This window comes from Pseudomonas frederiksbergensis, from assembly GCF_003732275.1.
Taxonomy (GTDB): Bacteria; Pseudomonadota; Gammaproteobacteria; order Pseudomonadales; family Pseudomonadaceae; genus Aquipseudomonas; species Aquipseudomonas frederiksbergensis_H.
Map to the genome: position 1 here is coordinate 85,714 of NZ_MOBM01000002.1, position 15,902 is coordinate 101,615.

Here is a 15,902-nt window from a genome sequence, read left to right on the forward strand (position 1 = left end):
GAGTGAAACGAGGTTGCGCTCTTTTGACCTTGATCTTCAAAGTCAAAAGATCGCAGCCTGTGGCAGCTCCTGCAGGGGTAAGCGGCGTCGCATGAAAACATGCTACTCCATAGGCCCAAAGAGTGCTTTTTCAAAAGAATTCAAAAAGGCTTGTCGAAGGTGATTTTCGGTTCTTTCCATGGGCCTTTGACGGTGTATTTAACGCTGGCAAAGCGCGCCACGCGGTCACCGATCAGCTTATCGATCAGGAACAGCGCCCCGCCGACGGCCGGTGCACCAACGATTAGCGCCGCAATCGGCAGATTGTTGGTCACCGGTAAAGTCACCAGCAACTTGGCATCGACCTGATCACCCACCAGGTCCAGTGTGCCGTTGAGCTCCACATTACTCGACGGACCGGTCAGCAGAATCGGTTCACGGGTCACGTAGACCCCGTTACTTGCGACCAGCAGGCCTTTGACCCGGTCATAGCTCAAGCCTTTGCCGAACAGGTCGGAAAAGTCCAGGCGCAAGCGGCGGCCGATGGAGTTGAAGTTGAGCAGACCAAATACCCGCAGCGCCTGAGCGCTGCCCTCGACTTCAACAAACTGACCTTTATTCAGTGACGCATCAAGGCTGCCGGAGAAGCGCTTGGTCGCCAGCCACGCCGGTGACCCAGGCCAGCGACCGTCGACATCCATATGAAATTCTTCACTGGTGACGCTCGGCGCAAAACCCCAGCCCTTAAGCACGTCGGCAAGGTTCTTGCCACTGACCCGGCCCTTGTACCAACTGCTGGAATTACCCGGCATGCCTTCCCAACCACCGCTGCCCTGCAAGAGGATGCCCTTGAGGCCCAGATCCAGGGTATTGAAGGCAATGCCCTTGGCGGTCGGCCGGGCTTTCAAATGCCAGGCGCCCACCAGATCCGGGCCCTGGAACAGCTGATTGATGGTGACATCCAGCGCCGGAATCTTCGTCGGGTCCACGGTGGCCAGCGGATCCGGCGAATTCTCGTCAGCCTGCACCTTAGGGTCTGGTGCCGGCAAACGTACGTATTGCAGATTGACCGCAATCGGTGCGGATTTCGCATCGGGAATACCGATGCTGCCCTTGGCCTGCTGACTGTCGAGTTGCAAGGCCCACGCGGTCGGTTTACGCGTCAACTGCACCGACGTCTGATCGAGGGTGGTGCCGAAACCAGTGAGTTTTCCAACCTTCAAATCCGCGCCACTGAGCAACTGTTTGGCACTGCCACCCGGATCCTGACCGGCATACTTGTTCACCAGATCCTGCCAAGGGGCGACATCCAGTTCGGACAGCACACCTCGCACGCGCAAGCCTTTGGCACCGGGTAACACGGCATTGCCGCCACCGAGAAGCAACTCGCCGCGACCGTCGGCGAAATTGCCGGTCGGTGCCGCAAACGTGAAGTTTGCCAGCTCACCGTAGTTGACCCAGTAACGCCGCTCCGGTCCTTGCAGGGTCATGCGGAACACGGTATCGCGCCCGACATCGGCCGCCATGCCGAACGGTGCCGGTAAATCCACCGCCACACCCTTCAGGTTGGAGCTGACCATCAATTGGCTGTCGGCGCCATCAAGGTTCAGCTGCAACTGATAAGGAATCATCCCCGTCACTGGCAACGGCTGAGTGACATTCAGCCAATCGGTGAGTTTCTTGACCTCGACCTCACCCGATGCGGCAACCCGAGTGTTGAGCTTGCCCAGGCTGCCTTCAGCGAAGATCTGTGCGGTCACTGGCTTGTCGAACGCTCGCGCCGTGATCTTTTGCCCGCTCAGCCCCTTGGTGCTGTCGAAACGGAAATCGCCCTTGAGTTGCGTCAGTTCCAGGGTGGGCTCGCTGAGCTTCAAACGAGCCTTGTCGGTCTTGAAGTCGACAAGGATTTTCGGCTTCTCGCCTTTGACCAGCGGGATATCGAGTTTGAGCTTGCCTTGCAGATCGCCCTCACCTTCCCAACCGGCGAAGGTGTCGGCGGTGCCGATCGGCGCTTCCTGCAGAATCTTCAAGCCATCGCCCAACCCGCCAGCGAACGCGCCGTCGAGGAACAGATGAGTGCTCTGCCCGGCAGGTACACGGGGAATATTGACGTAGACGTCGCTGACCTGGGTGTCGAGCAATTGGCCCTTGCTGGCGAGGATCCGCACACCGCTGTCTTCGATGAACACATCGCCGTTGACCTTGCTGACATGCGGCCAGCCTGGCTGAAACGCCAGCTCGGCATCGTGGACCTTGAAAAACAGGCTGATGCTGCGAGCCGTTTCGGCGGCGCCGTGGTTCAGCGAACCCTGGTACTGGAAGAAGCCTTCATCCACCGCGCCTTTGAGAATCGCGGTGCGCAGCCATTCGTCCAGCCCCGGGCTGAGAACCGTCGGCAGGTACTTGGCGGTGTAGCGACCATCGCCGTCGACCAGGCCGACCCGCAGGTCCATGTAGTCTTCCTGGGTGTGATCGAAATGCAGGCGGATCAGGAAGTCGCCGGCAATCTTGCCCTCCTCGCCCAGTACCTTCAGGTACGGTGCGATCAGGGTGAAACCTTCTTTGTCGAGTTTCCAGGTCAACCGTGCGTTGGCCTGAATGTATTGCCATGGCTTGGCGAAAATCGGGTCCAGGTGCAGTGAGAAATCCTTGCTGTCCATGCGCAGCTCACCCTGCCCAAGGTCGCCGCTGATGTTGCCGCTGACATTTCTCACCGCTGGTGCACCGCGATAAGCGTCGAAGCCGACCTTTTCCAGATTGGCGGCAAAGCTGAATTTGCTGTCATCGGTAGCGGCTGGGCGGAAGTCGATCAGCACGTTGCGCAAAACTCCGGTGACCTTGAGCCGCTCGACCGCCGTGGCGACACCTTCGGGCAGCGGGCCCAGTGCGTTCAGCAGCGGAGTGAGCGGTGTGAGATCGAGACGGTCGGCTTGCAGGTGCAAGAGCTCTGGCACCGTATCGGTCGCGGCAGTTTGTTGAAATTGCAGTTTCGATTCCCAGCGGGTGTCACCCAGGCTCATCGCCAGAGAATCCAGGGTCACCAGAACGCCTTTGGAACTGCGCTGGAAATACCCGTTCAGCGCCAGATTATTGATCTGGATCGGCTTGCGCTCGGCATAGGCGCCCTTGAGTTGCGGCGCGTTCAAACGAATCGCGGCGCGTTGCACGGTGCCCTTGCTCCAGTTAATCCAGAACTCGCCACCGGCCTTGATCTCGGAAAAATTCCATTGCTGGGTCAGGCGCTCGGGCAACCATTTCGACCAATCACTTTGCGGCAGGCTCAGGTAAGCGTCCGCTTCGCCGTCCTTCCATTGGGCAGCGCGCAAACGGGTGCGCAGGCTCATCGCAACCGGCTGACCGTCGGGCAGGGTCAAACGGGCATCGAGCCGCTGATGGGATGGACCGGTTTTCAGATTCAGGCCGACGTACGTCAGGGTCAGCGGCGACTCCCCCAACGGCTGCAAGGTGATCTGGCTGTCGAGCACCGACAGCTGCTGGATCATCTGCATGCGATTGAGCAGTTGCTCCGGGTTCAGCGGCTGGTCCTGCTGCACCGGCAAACCTTCCAGCGCCCAATGACCGTCCTCACCTTCCTTGAGGCTGAGCTTCAGGCCGTTGAGTTCCAGGTGTGCGATGCGCACTTCGCGCGCCAGCAGGCTGGCCCAGAGATCCGGCACCGCGCGCACCTGATCCAGGCGCAAGGCATTGGAACCCTCGCCGACCATCACGTCATGGGCCAGCAGAACCGGGGCGAGGCCACTCCAGTTACCTTCCAGCTTGCCGATCTGCAGGGGCATGCCCAAGGCATCGCTGGCTTTGTCTTCGACGTCGGCACGATACTCGGCCACCAGCGGCGTCAGCTCTCGGCCGAGGCTGACGAACAGCGCCATCAGTACTAAAACCAACGCACACAGGCCCAGACCCCAGCGGGTCAGTGCGGCCAAAATGCGTGTCAGACGCTCCATGTCAGGTGGCTCCCATGGCAAAAATACTGCAAAAAGCTGAGGCCAGCCGTTCTAGTGGAGGTGAAACACAACGATTCAGAGCAACACCACGTCGTATTGTTCCTGGGAATACATGGTTTCCACCTGGAACCGAATGGTGCGTCCGATAAAGCCTTCGAGCTCGGCGACGTTACCCGATTCTTCATCGAGCAAGCGGTCGACCACTTTCTGATTCGCCAGCACCCGATAGCCTTCGGCCTGATAGGCCCGGGCCTCACGCAGGATTTCGCGGAAGATCTCGTAGCACACGGTTTCCGGGGTTTTGAGTTTGCCGCGCCCCTGGCAGCTGCTGCACGGTTCGCACAGCACTTGCTCAAGACTTTCGCGGGTGCGCTTGCGGGTCATCTGCACCAGGCCCAACTCGGTGATGCCGATGATGTTGGTCTTGGCGTGATCGCGTTCCAGTTGCTTCTCGAGCGTGCGCAACACCTGACGCTGATGCTCTTCATCTTCCATGTCGATGAAGTCGATGATGATGATCCCGCCCAGGTTGCGCAGACGCAGCTGACGGGCAATGGCGGTGGCGGCTTCGAGGTTGGTCTTGAAGATGGTTTCTTCGAGGTTGCGATGACCGACAAAGGCCCCGGTATTGACGTCGATGGTGCTCATGGCTTCCGCCGGATCGACCACCAGATAGCCGCCGGACTTGAGCGGCACCTTGCGTTCCAGGGCTTTCTGGATTTCGTCTTCGACGCCATACAGGTCAAAGATCGGCCGTTCGCCAGGGTAATGCTCCAGGCGGTCGGCGATTTCCGGCATCAGTTCGGCGACGAACTGCGTGGTTTTCTGAAAGGTCTCCCGGGAGTCGATGCGGATCTTCTCGATCTTCGGGCTCACCAGGTCACGCAAGGTGCGCAGTGCGAGGCCGAGGTCCTCGTAGATCACACTCGGCGCGCTGATGGTCTTGATCTGTTCGTTGATCTGGTCCCAGAGCCTGCGCAGGTAGCGGATGTCCATGAGGATTTCATCGGCCCCGGCCCCTTCGGCCGCGGTACGCAGAATAAAACCGCCGGCTTCCTTGATGCCTTCTTTGGCCACGCAGTCGGTGACCACTTGCTTGAGGCGTTCACGCTCGGCTTCGTCCTCGATCTTCAGGGAAATGCCGACATGGGCAGTGCGCGGCATGTACACCAGATAGCGCGAAGGAATAGACAGTTGCGTCGTCAGGCGTGCACCTTTGGAGCCGATCGGGTCCTTGGTGACTTGCACTACCAGGCTCTGACCTTCGTGGACCAGCGTGCTGATGCTCTCCACCGCTGGGCCTTCGCGCAGGGAAATTTCCGAGGCATGAATAAAGGCGGCGCGGTCCAGACCGATATCGACGAAGGCCGCCTGCATGCCCGGCAATACCCGCACGACCTTGCCTTTATAGATGTTACCGACGATCCCGCGTTTTTGCGTACGCTCTACATGGACCTCTTGCAGGACACCGTTTTCAACCACCGCCACGCGCGATTCCATCGGTGTGATGTTGATCAGGATCTCTTCACTCATGGCAGGGTCTCGTTCAGGCATGTTCACGATAATGGCCGCATCTTGTCAGTACGGCGCTCAGCGCGCGTTAAGGGTTTGCCAACAGGGTATGCCGAAATGGCCGAGTAGCTCGAAGGTTTCGCACAGCGGCAATCCGACTACCGCCGAGTAACTGCCATTGAGCCCGGCGACGAACACCGCGCCCAGTCCTTGAATTCCGTAACCGCCAGCCTTGTCCCGGGGTTCGCCGCTGGCCCAGTAGGCCGCTGCTTCGTCGCGGTCGATGTTGCGAAAACGCACCAGGCTGCACACCACCAAAGACTCGCAGCGCTCGCCATCGCGCACCGCAATCGCCGTCAGCACTTCATGTTCACACCCGGACAACAGCATAAGCATGGCGCATGCGTCGGCTTCGTCCACCGGCTTGCCGAGAATTTTCCCGTCCAGCACGACGGCGGTGTCGGCACCCAGTACGCAGAAATCGGCGTCGGACACGACCGTGACGTGCCCGGCTTCGGCTTTGCCGCGCGCCAGACGCTCGACATAGGCCGACGGGGATTCTTCAGGTAAAGGGGTTTCATCGATGTCCGCGCTGATGACGGAGAACGACACGCCGATCTGCGTGAGCAGTTCATGCCGACGCGGCGAGCCTGAGGCGAGGTACAGCTGCTTCATCGAGACATCTCCCTGTCTAGGGTCTGTTGACGTTTGGTGGCGAACCGCGTTGCTGCGCCAAAGTGCGCGAGGCAAGGCGCGGGATGCCGCCCATGGTTGTTCCCTTGGCAAATCCCGCAACGCAGCCTCGCACACTTTGGCGCGCAACCCGAAGGGACGGTGCCCATTTGGCGCAGGGCTGCGTTGCTCGGAACTTATTTGGAACAACCAAACTACGTTCCTCGCGCCTTGCCCTGCGCCAAATGGGCCTCCGTCGCGGTCGACACCAAACGTCAACAGACCCTAGTGCCCTGTCTCACAAATACTGTTCCTTTTTGGCGAGACAGGGCACCAGGTGCGGGCACATGCCTGACCGAATTAATTGATTTTGTAGCGTCGACGCAAACCGCGCAAACCGTAGCTGATCCATGGCCAGAGCAACGCGCTGACCAGTGCCGGCAACACCAGCGCCAGGGTCGGCTGACGATTGCCGGTCAGGGCGCTCAGCCACAACTGAACCAGTTGGGCGAGGCCGAAGATCACCAGGATCACCAGGCTCTGTTGCCACATCGGGAACATGCGCAGGCGCTGTTGCAGCGATAACACCAGGAAGGTAATGAGCGTGAGGATCAATGCGTTCTGGCCCAGCAACGTGCCATACAGCACGTCTTCGGCCAGCCCCAGGCACCAGGCGGTGACCATGCCGACTTTCTGCGGCAGGGCCAACGCCCAGAAGGCCAACAGCAAGGCCAGCCACAGAGGACGCAGGATTTCCATGAATTGCGGCAACGGTGAAACGCTGAGCAGCATGCCAATGGCAAAGGTCAGCCAGACCATCCAGCCGTTTCGGGAGGAAGTTGCACCGCCCATTATTCTCTTCCCCCAGTGGTGGCCGGCGCGGAGACAGGCGGTTTGGCAGCAGGCTTCACGGCAGCGGGTTGGGCTGTCGGTGGTTTGGCGGCTGGTGCCGATGCGGGTGGCTTGCTGGCAGCATGGGCAGCGGCAGGTTTTGCCGGGGTCGCGGCAGCAGGCGCGGCAGCAGGTGCCGCCGCCGGAACAGCCGGAGCAGCGACAGCTGCCGGGATCACCGACACGGCCGGTTTCGGCACGGTCGCTGGAATGATCGGCCCACCGCCGTGCTGGTCCAGCGCTTCCTGAGCCTGGGCGGCTTCGTTGGCGCGCTCCTCGGCTGTGCGACCGTCACTGAACACCAACAGCAGATAACGGCTGCGATTCAACGCGGCGGTCGGCACCGCACGGACGATGGCGAATGGCTGACCGGAATCGTGAATCACTTCCTTGACCGTCGCCACCGGGTAACCTGCCGGGAAACGCTGGCCGAGGCCGGAGCTGACCAGCAGATCGCCTTCTTTAATGTCGGCGGTATCGGCCACATGACGCAGCTCAAGGCGTTCCGGGTTCCCGGTGCCGCTGGCAATCGCCCGCAGACCGTTACGGTTCACCTGCACCGGAATGCTGTGGGTGGTGTCAGTCAGCAACAGTACGCGGGAGGTGTACGGCATCAACTCCACCACCTGACCCATCAGGCCGCGGGCATCGAGTACCGGCTGACCGAGGATCACACCGTCGCGCTCACCTTTATTGATGATGATGCGATGGGTAAAGGGGTTGGGGTCCATGCCGATCAACTCGGCCACTTCGACCTTTTCGTTGACCAGCGCAGAAGAGTTGAGCAACTCGCGCAGCCGAACGTTCTGCTCGGTAAGGGCGGCCAGCTTTTGCATGCGCCCCTGCAACAGCAGGTTTTCGGTTTTGAGTTTTTCGTTTTCGGCGACCAGTTCGGTCCGGCTGCCGAATTGGCTGGCCACACCTTGCCATAGCCGCTGCGGCAGGTCGGTGATCCAGTAAGACTGCATCAGCACCAGCGACATTTGGCTACGCACTGGCTTGAGCAGTGTGAAGCGGGCATCGACCACCATCAGCGCGACCGATAGCACGGCCAGCACCAACAAGCGCACGCCCAGTGAGGGGCCTTTGGTGAAAAGCGGTTTAATAAGCCGCTCCTCCCAGGCAAATGTTCTCTTTATTCATACGGCATCAAACCGGCCTGGATGCAGACTGACAGAAGATAAACGTCAACAGGCAGCACTGCAAAGTGCTGCCTGCGCGCTCAACAGCATAGAGGCGATCCGGCGACTTATTCGCTGGAAAGCAGATCCATGGTGTGTTTATCCATCATTTCCAATGCACGGCCACCGCCACGAGCAACGCAGGTCAGCGGGTCTTCGGCGACGATCACCGGCAGACCGGTTTCCTGGGCCAGCAACTTGTCGAGGTCGCGCAGCAAGGCACCACCACCGGTCAGTACCAGACCACGTTCGGCGATATCCGATGCCAGCTCCGGAGGCGACTGCTCCAGCGCACTTTTCACAGCCTGAACGATGGTGGCCAGGGACTCTTGCAGAGCTTCCAGCACTTCATTGGAGTTCAGGGTGAATGCGCGTGGAACGCCTTCGGCCAAGTTACGGCCACGAACGTCGACTTCACGAACTTCGCCGCCCGGGTAGGCCGTACCGATTTCCTGCTTGATGCGCTCGGCAGTGGATTCGCCGATCAGGCTGCCGTAGTTGCGACGCACGTAGGTGATGATCGCTTCGTCGAAGCGGTCGCCGCCAACCCGTACGGATTCGGCATAAACCACACCGTTAAGGGAGATCAGCGCGATTTCAGTGGTACCGCCACCGATATCGACAACCATCGAACCACGAGCTTCTTCTACCGGCAGGCCAGCACCGATCGCAGCAGCCATCGGCTCTTCGATCAGGAACACTTCACGAGCACCGGCACCAAGGGCCGATTCACGGATGGCACGACGCTCAACCTGGGTCGATTTGCATGGAACGCAGATCAGCACACGAGGGCTAGGCTGCAGAAAGCTGTTTTCGTGAACCTTGTTGATAAAGTACTGCAGCATTTTTTCGCAGACGCTGAAGTCGGCGATCACACCGTCTTTCATCGGACGAATGGCAGCAATGTTGCCCGGCGTACGGCCGAGCATGCGCTTGGCCTCGGTGCCTACAGCAACGACACTTTTCTGGTTACCGTGTGTCCGAATAGCCACAACGGAGGGCTCATTCAGGACGATACCGCGCTCGCGCACGTAAATAAGGGTGTTGGCAGTGCCCAGGTCAATGGAAAGATCGCTGGAAAACATGCCACGCAGTTTCTTGAACATGGGAAAGGGACCCTAGGCAACGCGTGGGTAAAAAAGTGCGGCAAACTCTAACAACGACAGGGATTTTGGGCAAGGCGCCAATATGTTAAATTGGCCGCTTTTCTGTGCACCAAGCCCCACAATCGCGGCCTTGAGACCGTAGAAATGCGGTAGTGTTCCGACAATCTAACACACGGACGCCGTCCGTTCTGTTTTCCACTGGAGAATCCCATGGCGCTTGAACGCTCCGACGTGGAAAAAATCGCTCATTTGGCCTGCCTTGGCCTCAATGATGCCGATCTTCCACACATCACTTCGGCCCTGAACAGCATTCTCGGGCTGGTCGACGAAATGCAAGCGGTCAATACCGACGGTATCGAGCCGCTGGCCCACCCATTGGAAGCGAGCCAGCGCCTGCGTGCAGACGTCGTGACCGAAACCAATCATCGCGAGGCCTATCAGTCCATCGCACCAGCGGTCGAAAACGGCCTGTATCTGGTTCCGAAAGTCATCGACTAAAGGGAAAGAGCCTGCAATGCATCAATTGACTCTGGCCGAGATCGCCCGCGGACTCGCCGATAAAAAGTTTTCTTCCGAAGAGCTGACCAAAGTCCTGCTGGCGCGCATCGCCCAGCTCGACCCGCAGCTCAACAGTTTCATCAGCCTCACCGAAGACCTGGCGCTCCAGCAGGCGAAAGCCGCTGACGCTCGTCGGGCCAACGGTGAGAGCGGCGCCCTGCTCGGCGCGCCGATCGCACACAAAGATTTGTTCTGCACCCAGGGCATCCGCACCAGTTGCGGCTCGAAGATGCTCGACAACTTTAAAGCACCGTACGACGCCACCGTCGTCGCCAAACTGGCTGCTGCCGGGGCCGTGACCCTGGGCAAGACCAACATGGACGAATTCGCCATGGGGTCGGCCAACGAGTCGAGCTACTACGGCGCGGTGAAAAACCCATGGAACCTGGAACACGTTCCGGGCGGCTCGTCTGGTGGTTCGGCTGCCGCGGTTGCCGCTCGTCTGCTGCCAGCGGCGACGGGCACCGACACTGGTGGTTCGATTCGTCAGCCCGCCGCGCTGACCAACCTCACCGGCCTGAAACCGACATACGGTCGCGTTTCGCGCTGGGGCATGATCGCCTACGCGTCCAGCCTCGATCAGGGCGGTCCATTGGCCCGCACCGCCGAAGACTGCGCGATCCTGCTGCAAGGCATGGCCGGTTTCGACCCGCAGGACTCCACCAGCATCGACGAGCCCGTGCCTGATTACAGCGCCGGCCTCAACGGTTCGCTGCAAGGCCTGCGTATCGGCGTGCCGAAGGAATACTTCAGCGCCGGTCTCGACCCACGCATCGCCGACCTGGTCATGGCCAGCGTTGAAGAGCTGAAAAAGCTCGGCGCCGTGGTCAAGGAAATCAGCCTGCCGAACATGCAGCACGCAATCCCTGCGTACTACGTGATCGCCCCGGCGGAAGCGTCTTCCAACCTGTCGCGTTTCGACGGCGTGCGTTTCGGCTATCGCTGCGAAGCCCCGAAAAACCTGGAAGACCTGTACAAGCGTTCCCGTGGTGAAGGCTTCGGCCCGGAAGTGCAGCGCCGGATCATGGTCGGTGCCTACGCGCTGTCGGCCGGTTACTACGACGCCTATTACCTGAAGGCGCAGAAAATCCGTCGCCTGATCAAGAACGACTTCATGGCGGCCTTTAATGAGGTCGACATCATCCTCGGCCCAACCACGCCGAACCCGGCCTGGAAGCTCGGCGCCAAGAACAGCGACCCGGTCGCTGCGTACCTGGAAGACGTCTACACCATCACCGCCAACCTCGCCGGTCTGCCGGGCTTGTCCATGCCTGCAGGTTTTGTCGATGGCCTGCCGGTCGGCGTGCAACTGCTCGCCCCGTATTTCCAGGAAGGCCGCTTGCTCAATGTTGCCCATCAGTACCAACTGAACACTGACTGGCACACTCGCACCCCAACCGGCTTCTGAGGAGAAACACATGCAATGGGAAGTCGTGATCGGGCTGGAGATTCATACCCAGCTCACCACCCGGTCGAAAATCTTTTCCGGTAGTTCCACCACCTTCGGTTCCGAGCCGAACACCCAGGCCAGCCTGGTTGACCTGGGCATGCCCGGCGTATTGCCGGTGCTGAACCAGGAAGCGGTGCGCATGGCGGTGATGTTCGGCCTGGCCATCGATGCCGAGATCGGTCAGCACAACGTGTTCGCCCGTAAAAACTATTTCTACCCGGACCTGCCCAAGGGCTACCAGATCAGCCAGATGGAATTGCCGATCGTCGGCAAGGGCCACTTGGACATCGCCATGGAAGACGGCACGATCAAACGTGTCGGTGTGACCCGTGCGCACCTGGAAGAAGACGCCGGCAAAAGCCTGCACGAAGAGTTCAACGGTGCCACCGGCATCGACCTGAACCGTGCCGGCACGCCGCTGCTGGAAATCGTTTCCGAGCCGGACATGCGCAGCGCCAAGGAAGCCGTGGCCTACGTCAAGACAATCCACGCGCTGGTGCGTTACCTCGGCATCTGCGACGGCAACATGGCCGAAGGCTCGCTGCGTTGCGACTGCAACGTGTCGATCCGTCCAAAGGGTCAGGTTGAATTCGGTACACGCTGCGAGATCAAGAACGTCAACTCGTTCCGCTTTATCGAGAAGGCGATCAACAGCGAAGTGCAACGTCAGATCGAGCTGATCGAAGACGGCGGCAAGGTGATCCAGCAGACCCGTCTGTACGATCCGAACAAGGACGAAACCCGTCCGATGCGCAGCAAAGAGGAAGCCAACGACTACCGTTACTTCCCCGATCCGGACCTGCTGCCGGTGGTCATCGAGGACTCGTTCCTCGACGATGTGCGTGCCACCCTGCCGGAACTGCCACCGCAGAAACGCGAGCGTTTCCAGGAACAGTTCGGTCTGTCGGTCTACGACGCCAGCGTCCTGGCCACCAGCCGCGAGCAAGCCGATTACTTCGAGAAAGTCGTGAGCATCGGCGGCGACGCCAAACTGGCGGCTAACTGGGTGATGGTTGAACTGGGCAGCCTGTTGAACAAACAAGGCCTGGACATCGACCAGTCGCCGGTTTCGGCCGAGCAACTGGGCGGCATGCTGCTGCGCATCAAGGACAACACCATCTCCGGCAAGATCGCCAAGGTGGTGTTTGAAGCCATGGCCAACGGCGAAGGCAGCGCAGACGAGATCATCGACAAGCGCGGCCTCAAGCAAGTGACCGACACCGGCGCAATCTCGGCGGTGCTGGACGAAATGCTCGCGGCCAACGCCGAACAGGTTGAACAATACCGCGCGGCAGACGAAGCCAAACGCGGCAAGATGTTCGGCTTCTTCGTCGGCCAGGCCATGAAAGCCTCCAAAGGCAAGGCCAACCCGCAACAGGTCAACGAACTGCTTAAAAGCAAGCTCGAAGGCTGACCGGAATGGAGCCAGATCTCAAGCCTGGCTCCATTCCCTTGTGGGAGCGGGCTTGCTCGCGAAAGCGGTTCGGCACTCAACACAAGGTTGACTGTCAGAATGCATTCGCGAGCAAGCCCGCTCCCACATTTGTTTCGGGAATATCTTTTATGAAGCGTCTGCTCAGTGCCTGCGCCCTGCTCTCTCTGCTGGCCGGTTGTGCCAGTACGGATACCATCGATCCACACGGCTACGACAAGACCGGCGTAGCTTCGTATTACGGCGCCAAACACCATGGCAAACGCACCGCCAGTGGCGAGCGTTTCAACCAGCACGGCCTGACCGCCGCCCATCGCCAGTTGCCGTTCGGCACCCGGGTGAAGATTACCAACCTGAATAACGACAGGTCCTGCGTGGTACGCGTCAACGACCGCGGGCCATACTCTCGTGGGCGCCTGATCGACGTGTCACGTGAAGCGGCCGAGCAGTTGGGCATGCTGCGCAGTGGCACCGCGAAAGTTCGCGTGCAAGCCCTCGACGATTGATAGACGGAGCGCTGACTATTTTCGGACTTGCCGATTTACCCCTGATCAGCGTGATTGAATTGTTCAGCGGTCTGTTTTTACTGATCGTCGGTGCCGAACTGATGGTGCGCGCCGCCGTGCGCCTGGCCGCGCGACTGCATGTGCGGCCGCTGATCATCGGCCTGACCATCGTGGCCCTCGGCAGCAGCGCACCGCAGATGGCGGTCAGCTTGCAAGCCACCCTGGCGCAAAACGCCGACATCGCCGTCGGCAGCGTGATCGGCAGCAGCATCTTTAACATCCTCGTCACCCTCGGGCTCTCGGCGCTGATTATTCCGCTGCGGGTTTCGCGGCAATTGGTGCGCCTGGATATTCCGCTGATGATCGGCGCCAGCCTGTTGGTGTTCGTACTGGCGTGGAACGAAGAACTGAACCGCACAGACGGCATTATTCTGCTGGGCGCGCTGGTGCTGTACCTGGGCTTGCTGCTGCGCCAGTCGCGACACTCGGCCCGCCCGCCATCGGGGGCGCATGAAGCGCCACAGGCACCGTGGTTCAGCAGCCTGCTGATGATTGTCGCCGGGCTGGCGATGCTGGTATTCGCCGGGCACTTGCTGCTTGGCGCCGCGGTGGCGGTCGCGACCGACCTGGGGTTGTCGGAGCGGATCATCGGCCTGACCATCGTCGCCGTCAGCACCTCCCTGCCGGAGCTGGCCATGTCGTTGATCGCCGCGTTGCGCGGTCAGCGGGACATCGCGGTGGGTAACGTGATCGGCAGCAACCTGTTCAACCTCTTGGGCGTGCTCGGGCTGACCGCATTGATCGCGCCGTCGCCGCTGTCGGTCTCGCCGAACGCCCTGGATTTCGACCTGCCGGTGATGCTCGGTGTCGCCGCGCTGTGCCTGCCAGTGTTCTATTCCGGCTACCGGGTGACTCGCGCCGAAGGCTTGCTGTTTTTGGGTTTGTACCTGGCTTATGGGCTGCACGTGGTGTCGTTCACCACCGGCATGCCACTGGCCGGCAAGCTGGAACACCTGATGCTGTTTTTCGTCCTGCCGGCGCTGGGGGCGTTTTTGCTGTTCACGTCGCTGCGCGCCTGGCGTCGCCAACACCACAAGAGGGAATCGCCATGAGCACTGATAAAAAGGCTGGGGTTGAAGTCCGCCGCCAAGTGATGGGCGACGCTTTCGTCGACCGCGCCTTGGGCAATACCACCGAGTTCACTCAGCCGCTGCAGGACTTCGTCAATGAACACGCTTGGGGCGGTGTGTGGAACCGTGAAGGTCTGCCGCTGAAAACCCGCAGCCTGATCACCCTCGCCGCGCTGACCGCACTGAAGTGCCCGCAAGAATTGAAAGGTCACGTGCGCGGCGCGCTGAACAACGGTTGCACCGTGAAGGAAATTCGCGAGGCGCTGCTGCATTGCGCGGTGTATGCCGGCGTGCCGGCGGCGATCGATGCGTTTCGGGCGGCGCAGGAAGTGATTGATAGCTACCAGAAGCCGGAGTAACAGGCTGGCGTTTGTAGTGTTAGAAAGATTGCTATCGCGAGCAGGCTCGCTCCCACATTTGGAATGCATTCCCCCTGTGGGAGCGAGCCTGCTCGCGATGAGGCCTTGAAGAACACCGCAAAACCTTCGGTTAAATCCACCCACCCCACTGCAACAAAAAGATCCCGATGTTGGTGGTGACCGCCGCCATCAGCGTGGTAATCACGATGATCGCCGCCGCCAGTTCATGATTGCCGTTGGCCTGCCGAGCCATGACGAAACTGGCCGCAGCGGTCGGGCTGCCGAAGTACAGAAACAAAATCCCCAACTCTGCCCCGCGAAAACCCCAGAGCCAGGCACCAAGCGTCGCCAGCACCGGCAGGCCGATCATCTTCACCAGGCTTGAACTCAGCGCCATCGTGCCGCTTTTACGCATCGCCGCCAGCGACAACGTGCCACCGATGCAGATCAACGCCAATGGCAAAGTGGTTTGTGCCAGGTACTGGCCGGACTTTTCCAGCCACCCCGGCAAACCGATTTCGAAATAGGCAAATGGCGCCGCCGCAAACACGCTGATGATCAGCGGGTTGACCATCACACTTTTGCAGATACTCCACGGGTCAGACTTGATCACCGGGCTGTAGACCGCCAGCACGATGGTCGAAAGCGTGTTGTAGAACAGGATCACCAGCGCCGCGAGAATGGCCCCGAGGGAAATCCCGTAGTCGCCGTACATGCTCGCCGCCAGTGCCAGGCCGATAACGCCGTTGTTACCGCGAAACGCGCCTTGGGTGTAGATGCCCCGGTCTTCCCGCGGGCATTTCCAGATCGCCCAGCCCCAGGCAATCGCAAAGCACAGCAGCGTTGCGACCGAGAAGTAGATCAGCAGCGCCGGTTGCAGCGCGGCATGCAGGTCGGCATGCAAGATGCCCAGAAACAGCAACGCCGGCATGGTGACGTTGAACACCAGGGCCGACGCGGTATGAATGAAATTGTCGTTGATCCAGTCGATGCGCTTGAGCAGCGCCCCCAGAAACAGCATGGCAAACACCGGCGCGGTGATGTTCAGGGTTTCGAGGAAAATAGCCAGCATGCCGGGAGAACCTTGGGTGGGCGTCGTTAGGGGGCTAATGATAAGCCACTGGGGACTCCGGCGTCAGGTAGACCGCTATCGCGAGCAGG

General features: G+C 60.2%; 13 protein-coding genes. 6 read left to right on the forward strand and 7 right to left on the reverse strand.

The annotated features are described in order from the left end of the window. Positions 1–140 precede the first annotated feature (140 nt). The 6 genes from BK662_RS00775 to mreB all read right to left on the reverse strand — a co-directional run bounded on the left by BK662_RS00775 (position 141) and on the right by mreB (position 9,306). Positions 141–3,944, reverse strand: a complete 3,804-nt coding sequence (locus tag BK662_RS00775) for a YhdP family protein (RefSeq protein ID WP_123355890.1) — start codon at positions 3,942–3,944, stop codon at positions 141–143. Positions 3,945–4,019: 75 nt separating this feature from the next. Further along, positions 4,020–5,477, reverse strand: a complete 1,458-nt coding sequence (rng, locus tag BK662_RS00780) for a ribonuclease G (RefSeq protein ID WP_123355892.1) — start codon at positions 5,475–5,477, stop codon at positions 4,020–4,022. A gap of 57 nt (positions 5,478–5,534) precedes the next feature. Continuing rightward, positions 5,535–6,131 (reverse strand): Maf family protein, encoded by a 597-nt coding sequence (locus BK662_RS00785; RefSeq protein ID WP_123355894.1) that lies wholly within the window; start codon positions 6,129–6,131, stop codon positions 5,535–5,537. 357 nt (positions 6,132–6,488) lie between these two features. Then, the gene (mreD, locus tag BK662_RS00790) at positions 6,489–6,980 is read right to left on the reverse strand and encodes a rod shape-determining protein MreD (protein WP_038978956.1); all 492 of its coding nucleotides are present in this window, start codon (positions 6,978–6,980) and stop codon (positions 6,489–6,491) included. After that, the gene (gene mreC / locus BK662_RS00795) at positions 6,980–8,125 is read right to left on the reverse strand and encodes a rod shape-determining protein MreC (RefSeq protein WP_123355896.1); all 1,146 of its coding nucleotides are present in this window, start codon (positions 8,123–8,125) and stop codon (positions 6,980–6,982) included. Before mreC ends, mreD begins: the two co-directional genes overlap by 1 nt. Positions 8,126–8,268: 143 nt before the next feature. Then, complete coding sequence (gene mreB / locus BK662_RS00800) at positions 8,269–9,306, reverse strand: rod shape-determining protein MreB (protein ID WP_002555108.1); 1,038 nt, start codon at positions 9,304–9,306, stop codon at positions 8,269–8,271. 210 nt (positions 9,307–9,516) lie between these two features. On the opposite strand from mreB, the gene gatC reads away from it, so the two are divergent. From gatC to BK662_RS00830, 6 genes are all read left to right on the forward strand, one after another. Then, the gene (gatC, locus tag BK662_RS00805; RefSeq protein ID WP_007901429.1) at positions 9,517–9,804 is read left to right on the forward strand and encodes an Asp-tRNA(Asn)/Glu-tRNA(Gln) amidotransferase subunit GatC; all 288 of its coding nucleotides are present in this window, start codon (positions 9,517–9,519) and stop codon (positions 9,802–9,804) included. 16 nt (positions 9,805–9,820) lie between these two features. After that, positions 9,821–11,272: an Asp-tRNA(Asn)/Glu-tRNA(Gln) amidotransferase subunit GatA gene (gene gatA / locus BK662_RS00810; protein ID WP_123355898.1), complete on the forward strand. Its 1,452-nt coding sequence runs from the start codon at positions 9,821–9,823 to the stop codon at positions 11,270–11,272. Positions 11,273–11,282: 10 nt separating this feature from the next. Then, positions 11,283–12,728, forward strand: coding sequence for an Asp-tRNA(Asn)/Glu-tRNA(Gln) amidotransferase subunit GatB (gene gatB, locus BK662_RS00815; RefSeq protein WP_008008595.1), 1,446 nt, complete (start codon positions 11,283–11,285; stop codon positions 12,726–12,728). A gap of 149 nt (positions 12,729–12,877) precedes the next feature. Further along, on the forward strand, positions 12,878–13,252 hold the full coding sequence (locus BK662_RS00820) for a septal ring lytic transglycosylase RlpA family protein (RefSeq protein ID WP_123355900.1): 375 nt from the start codon (positions 12,878–12,880) through the stop codon (positions 13,250–13,252). Between the two features lie 50 nt (positions 13,253–13,302). Next, positions 13,303–14,364, forward strand: a complete 1,062-nt coding sequence (locus BK662_RS00825) for a calcium/sodium antiporter (RefSeq protein ID WP_123355902.1) — start codon at positions 13,303–13,305, stop codon at positions 14,362–14,364. Next, entirely contained in the window at positions 14,361–14,741 is a 381-nt protein-coding gene (locus BK662_RS00830) for a carboxymuconolactone decarboxylase family protein (protein ID WP_123355904.1), read from the forward strand. The genes BK662_RS00825 and BK662_RS00830 overlap by 4 nt, the downstream gene beginning before the upstream one ends. Before the next feature lie 130 nt (positions 14,742–14,871). Here the strand turns inward: BK662_RS00830 and BK662_RS00835 are convergent, their stop codons facing one another. Next, a complete protein-coding gene (locus BK662_RS00835; protein WP_123355906.1) occupies positions 14,872–15,813 on the reverse strand; it encodes an AEC family transporter in 942 nt (313 codons plus the stop codon). Positions 15,814–15,902 lie beyond the last annotated feature (89 nt).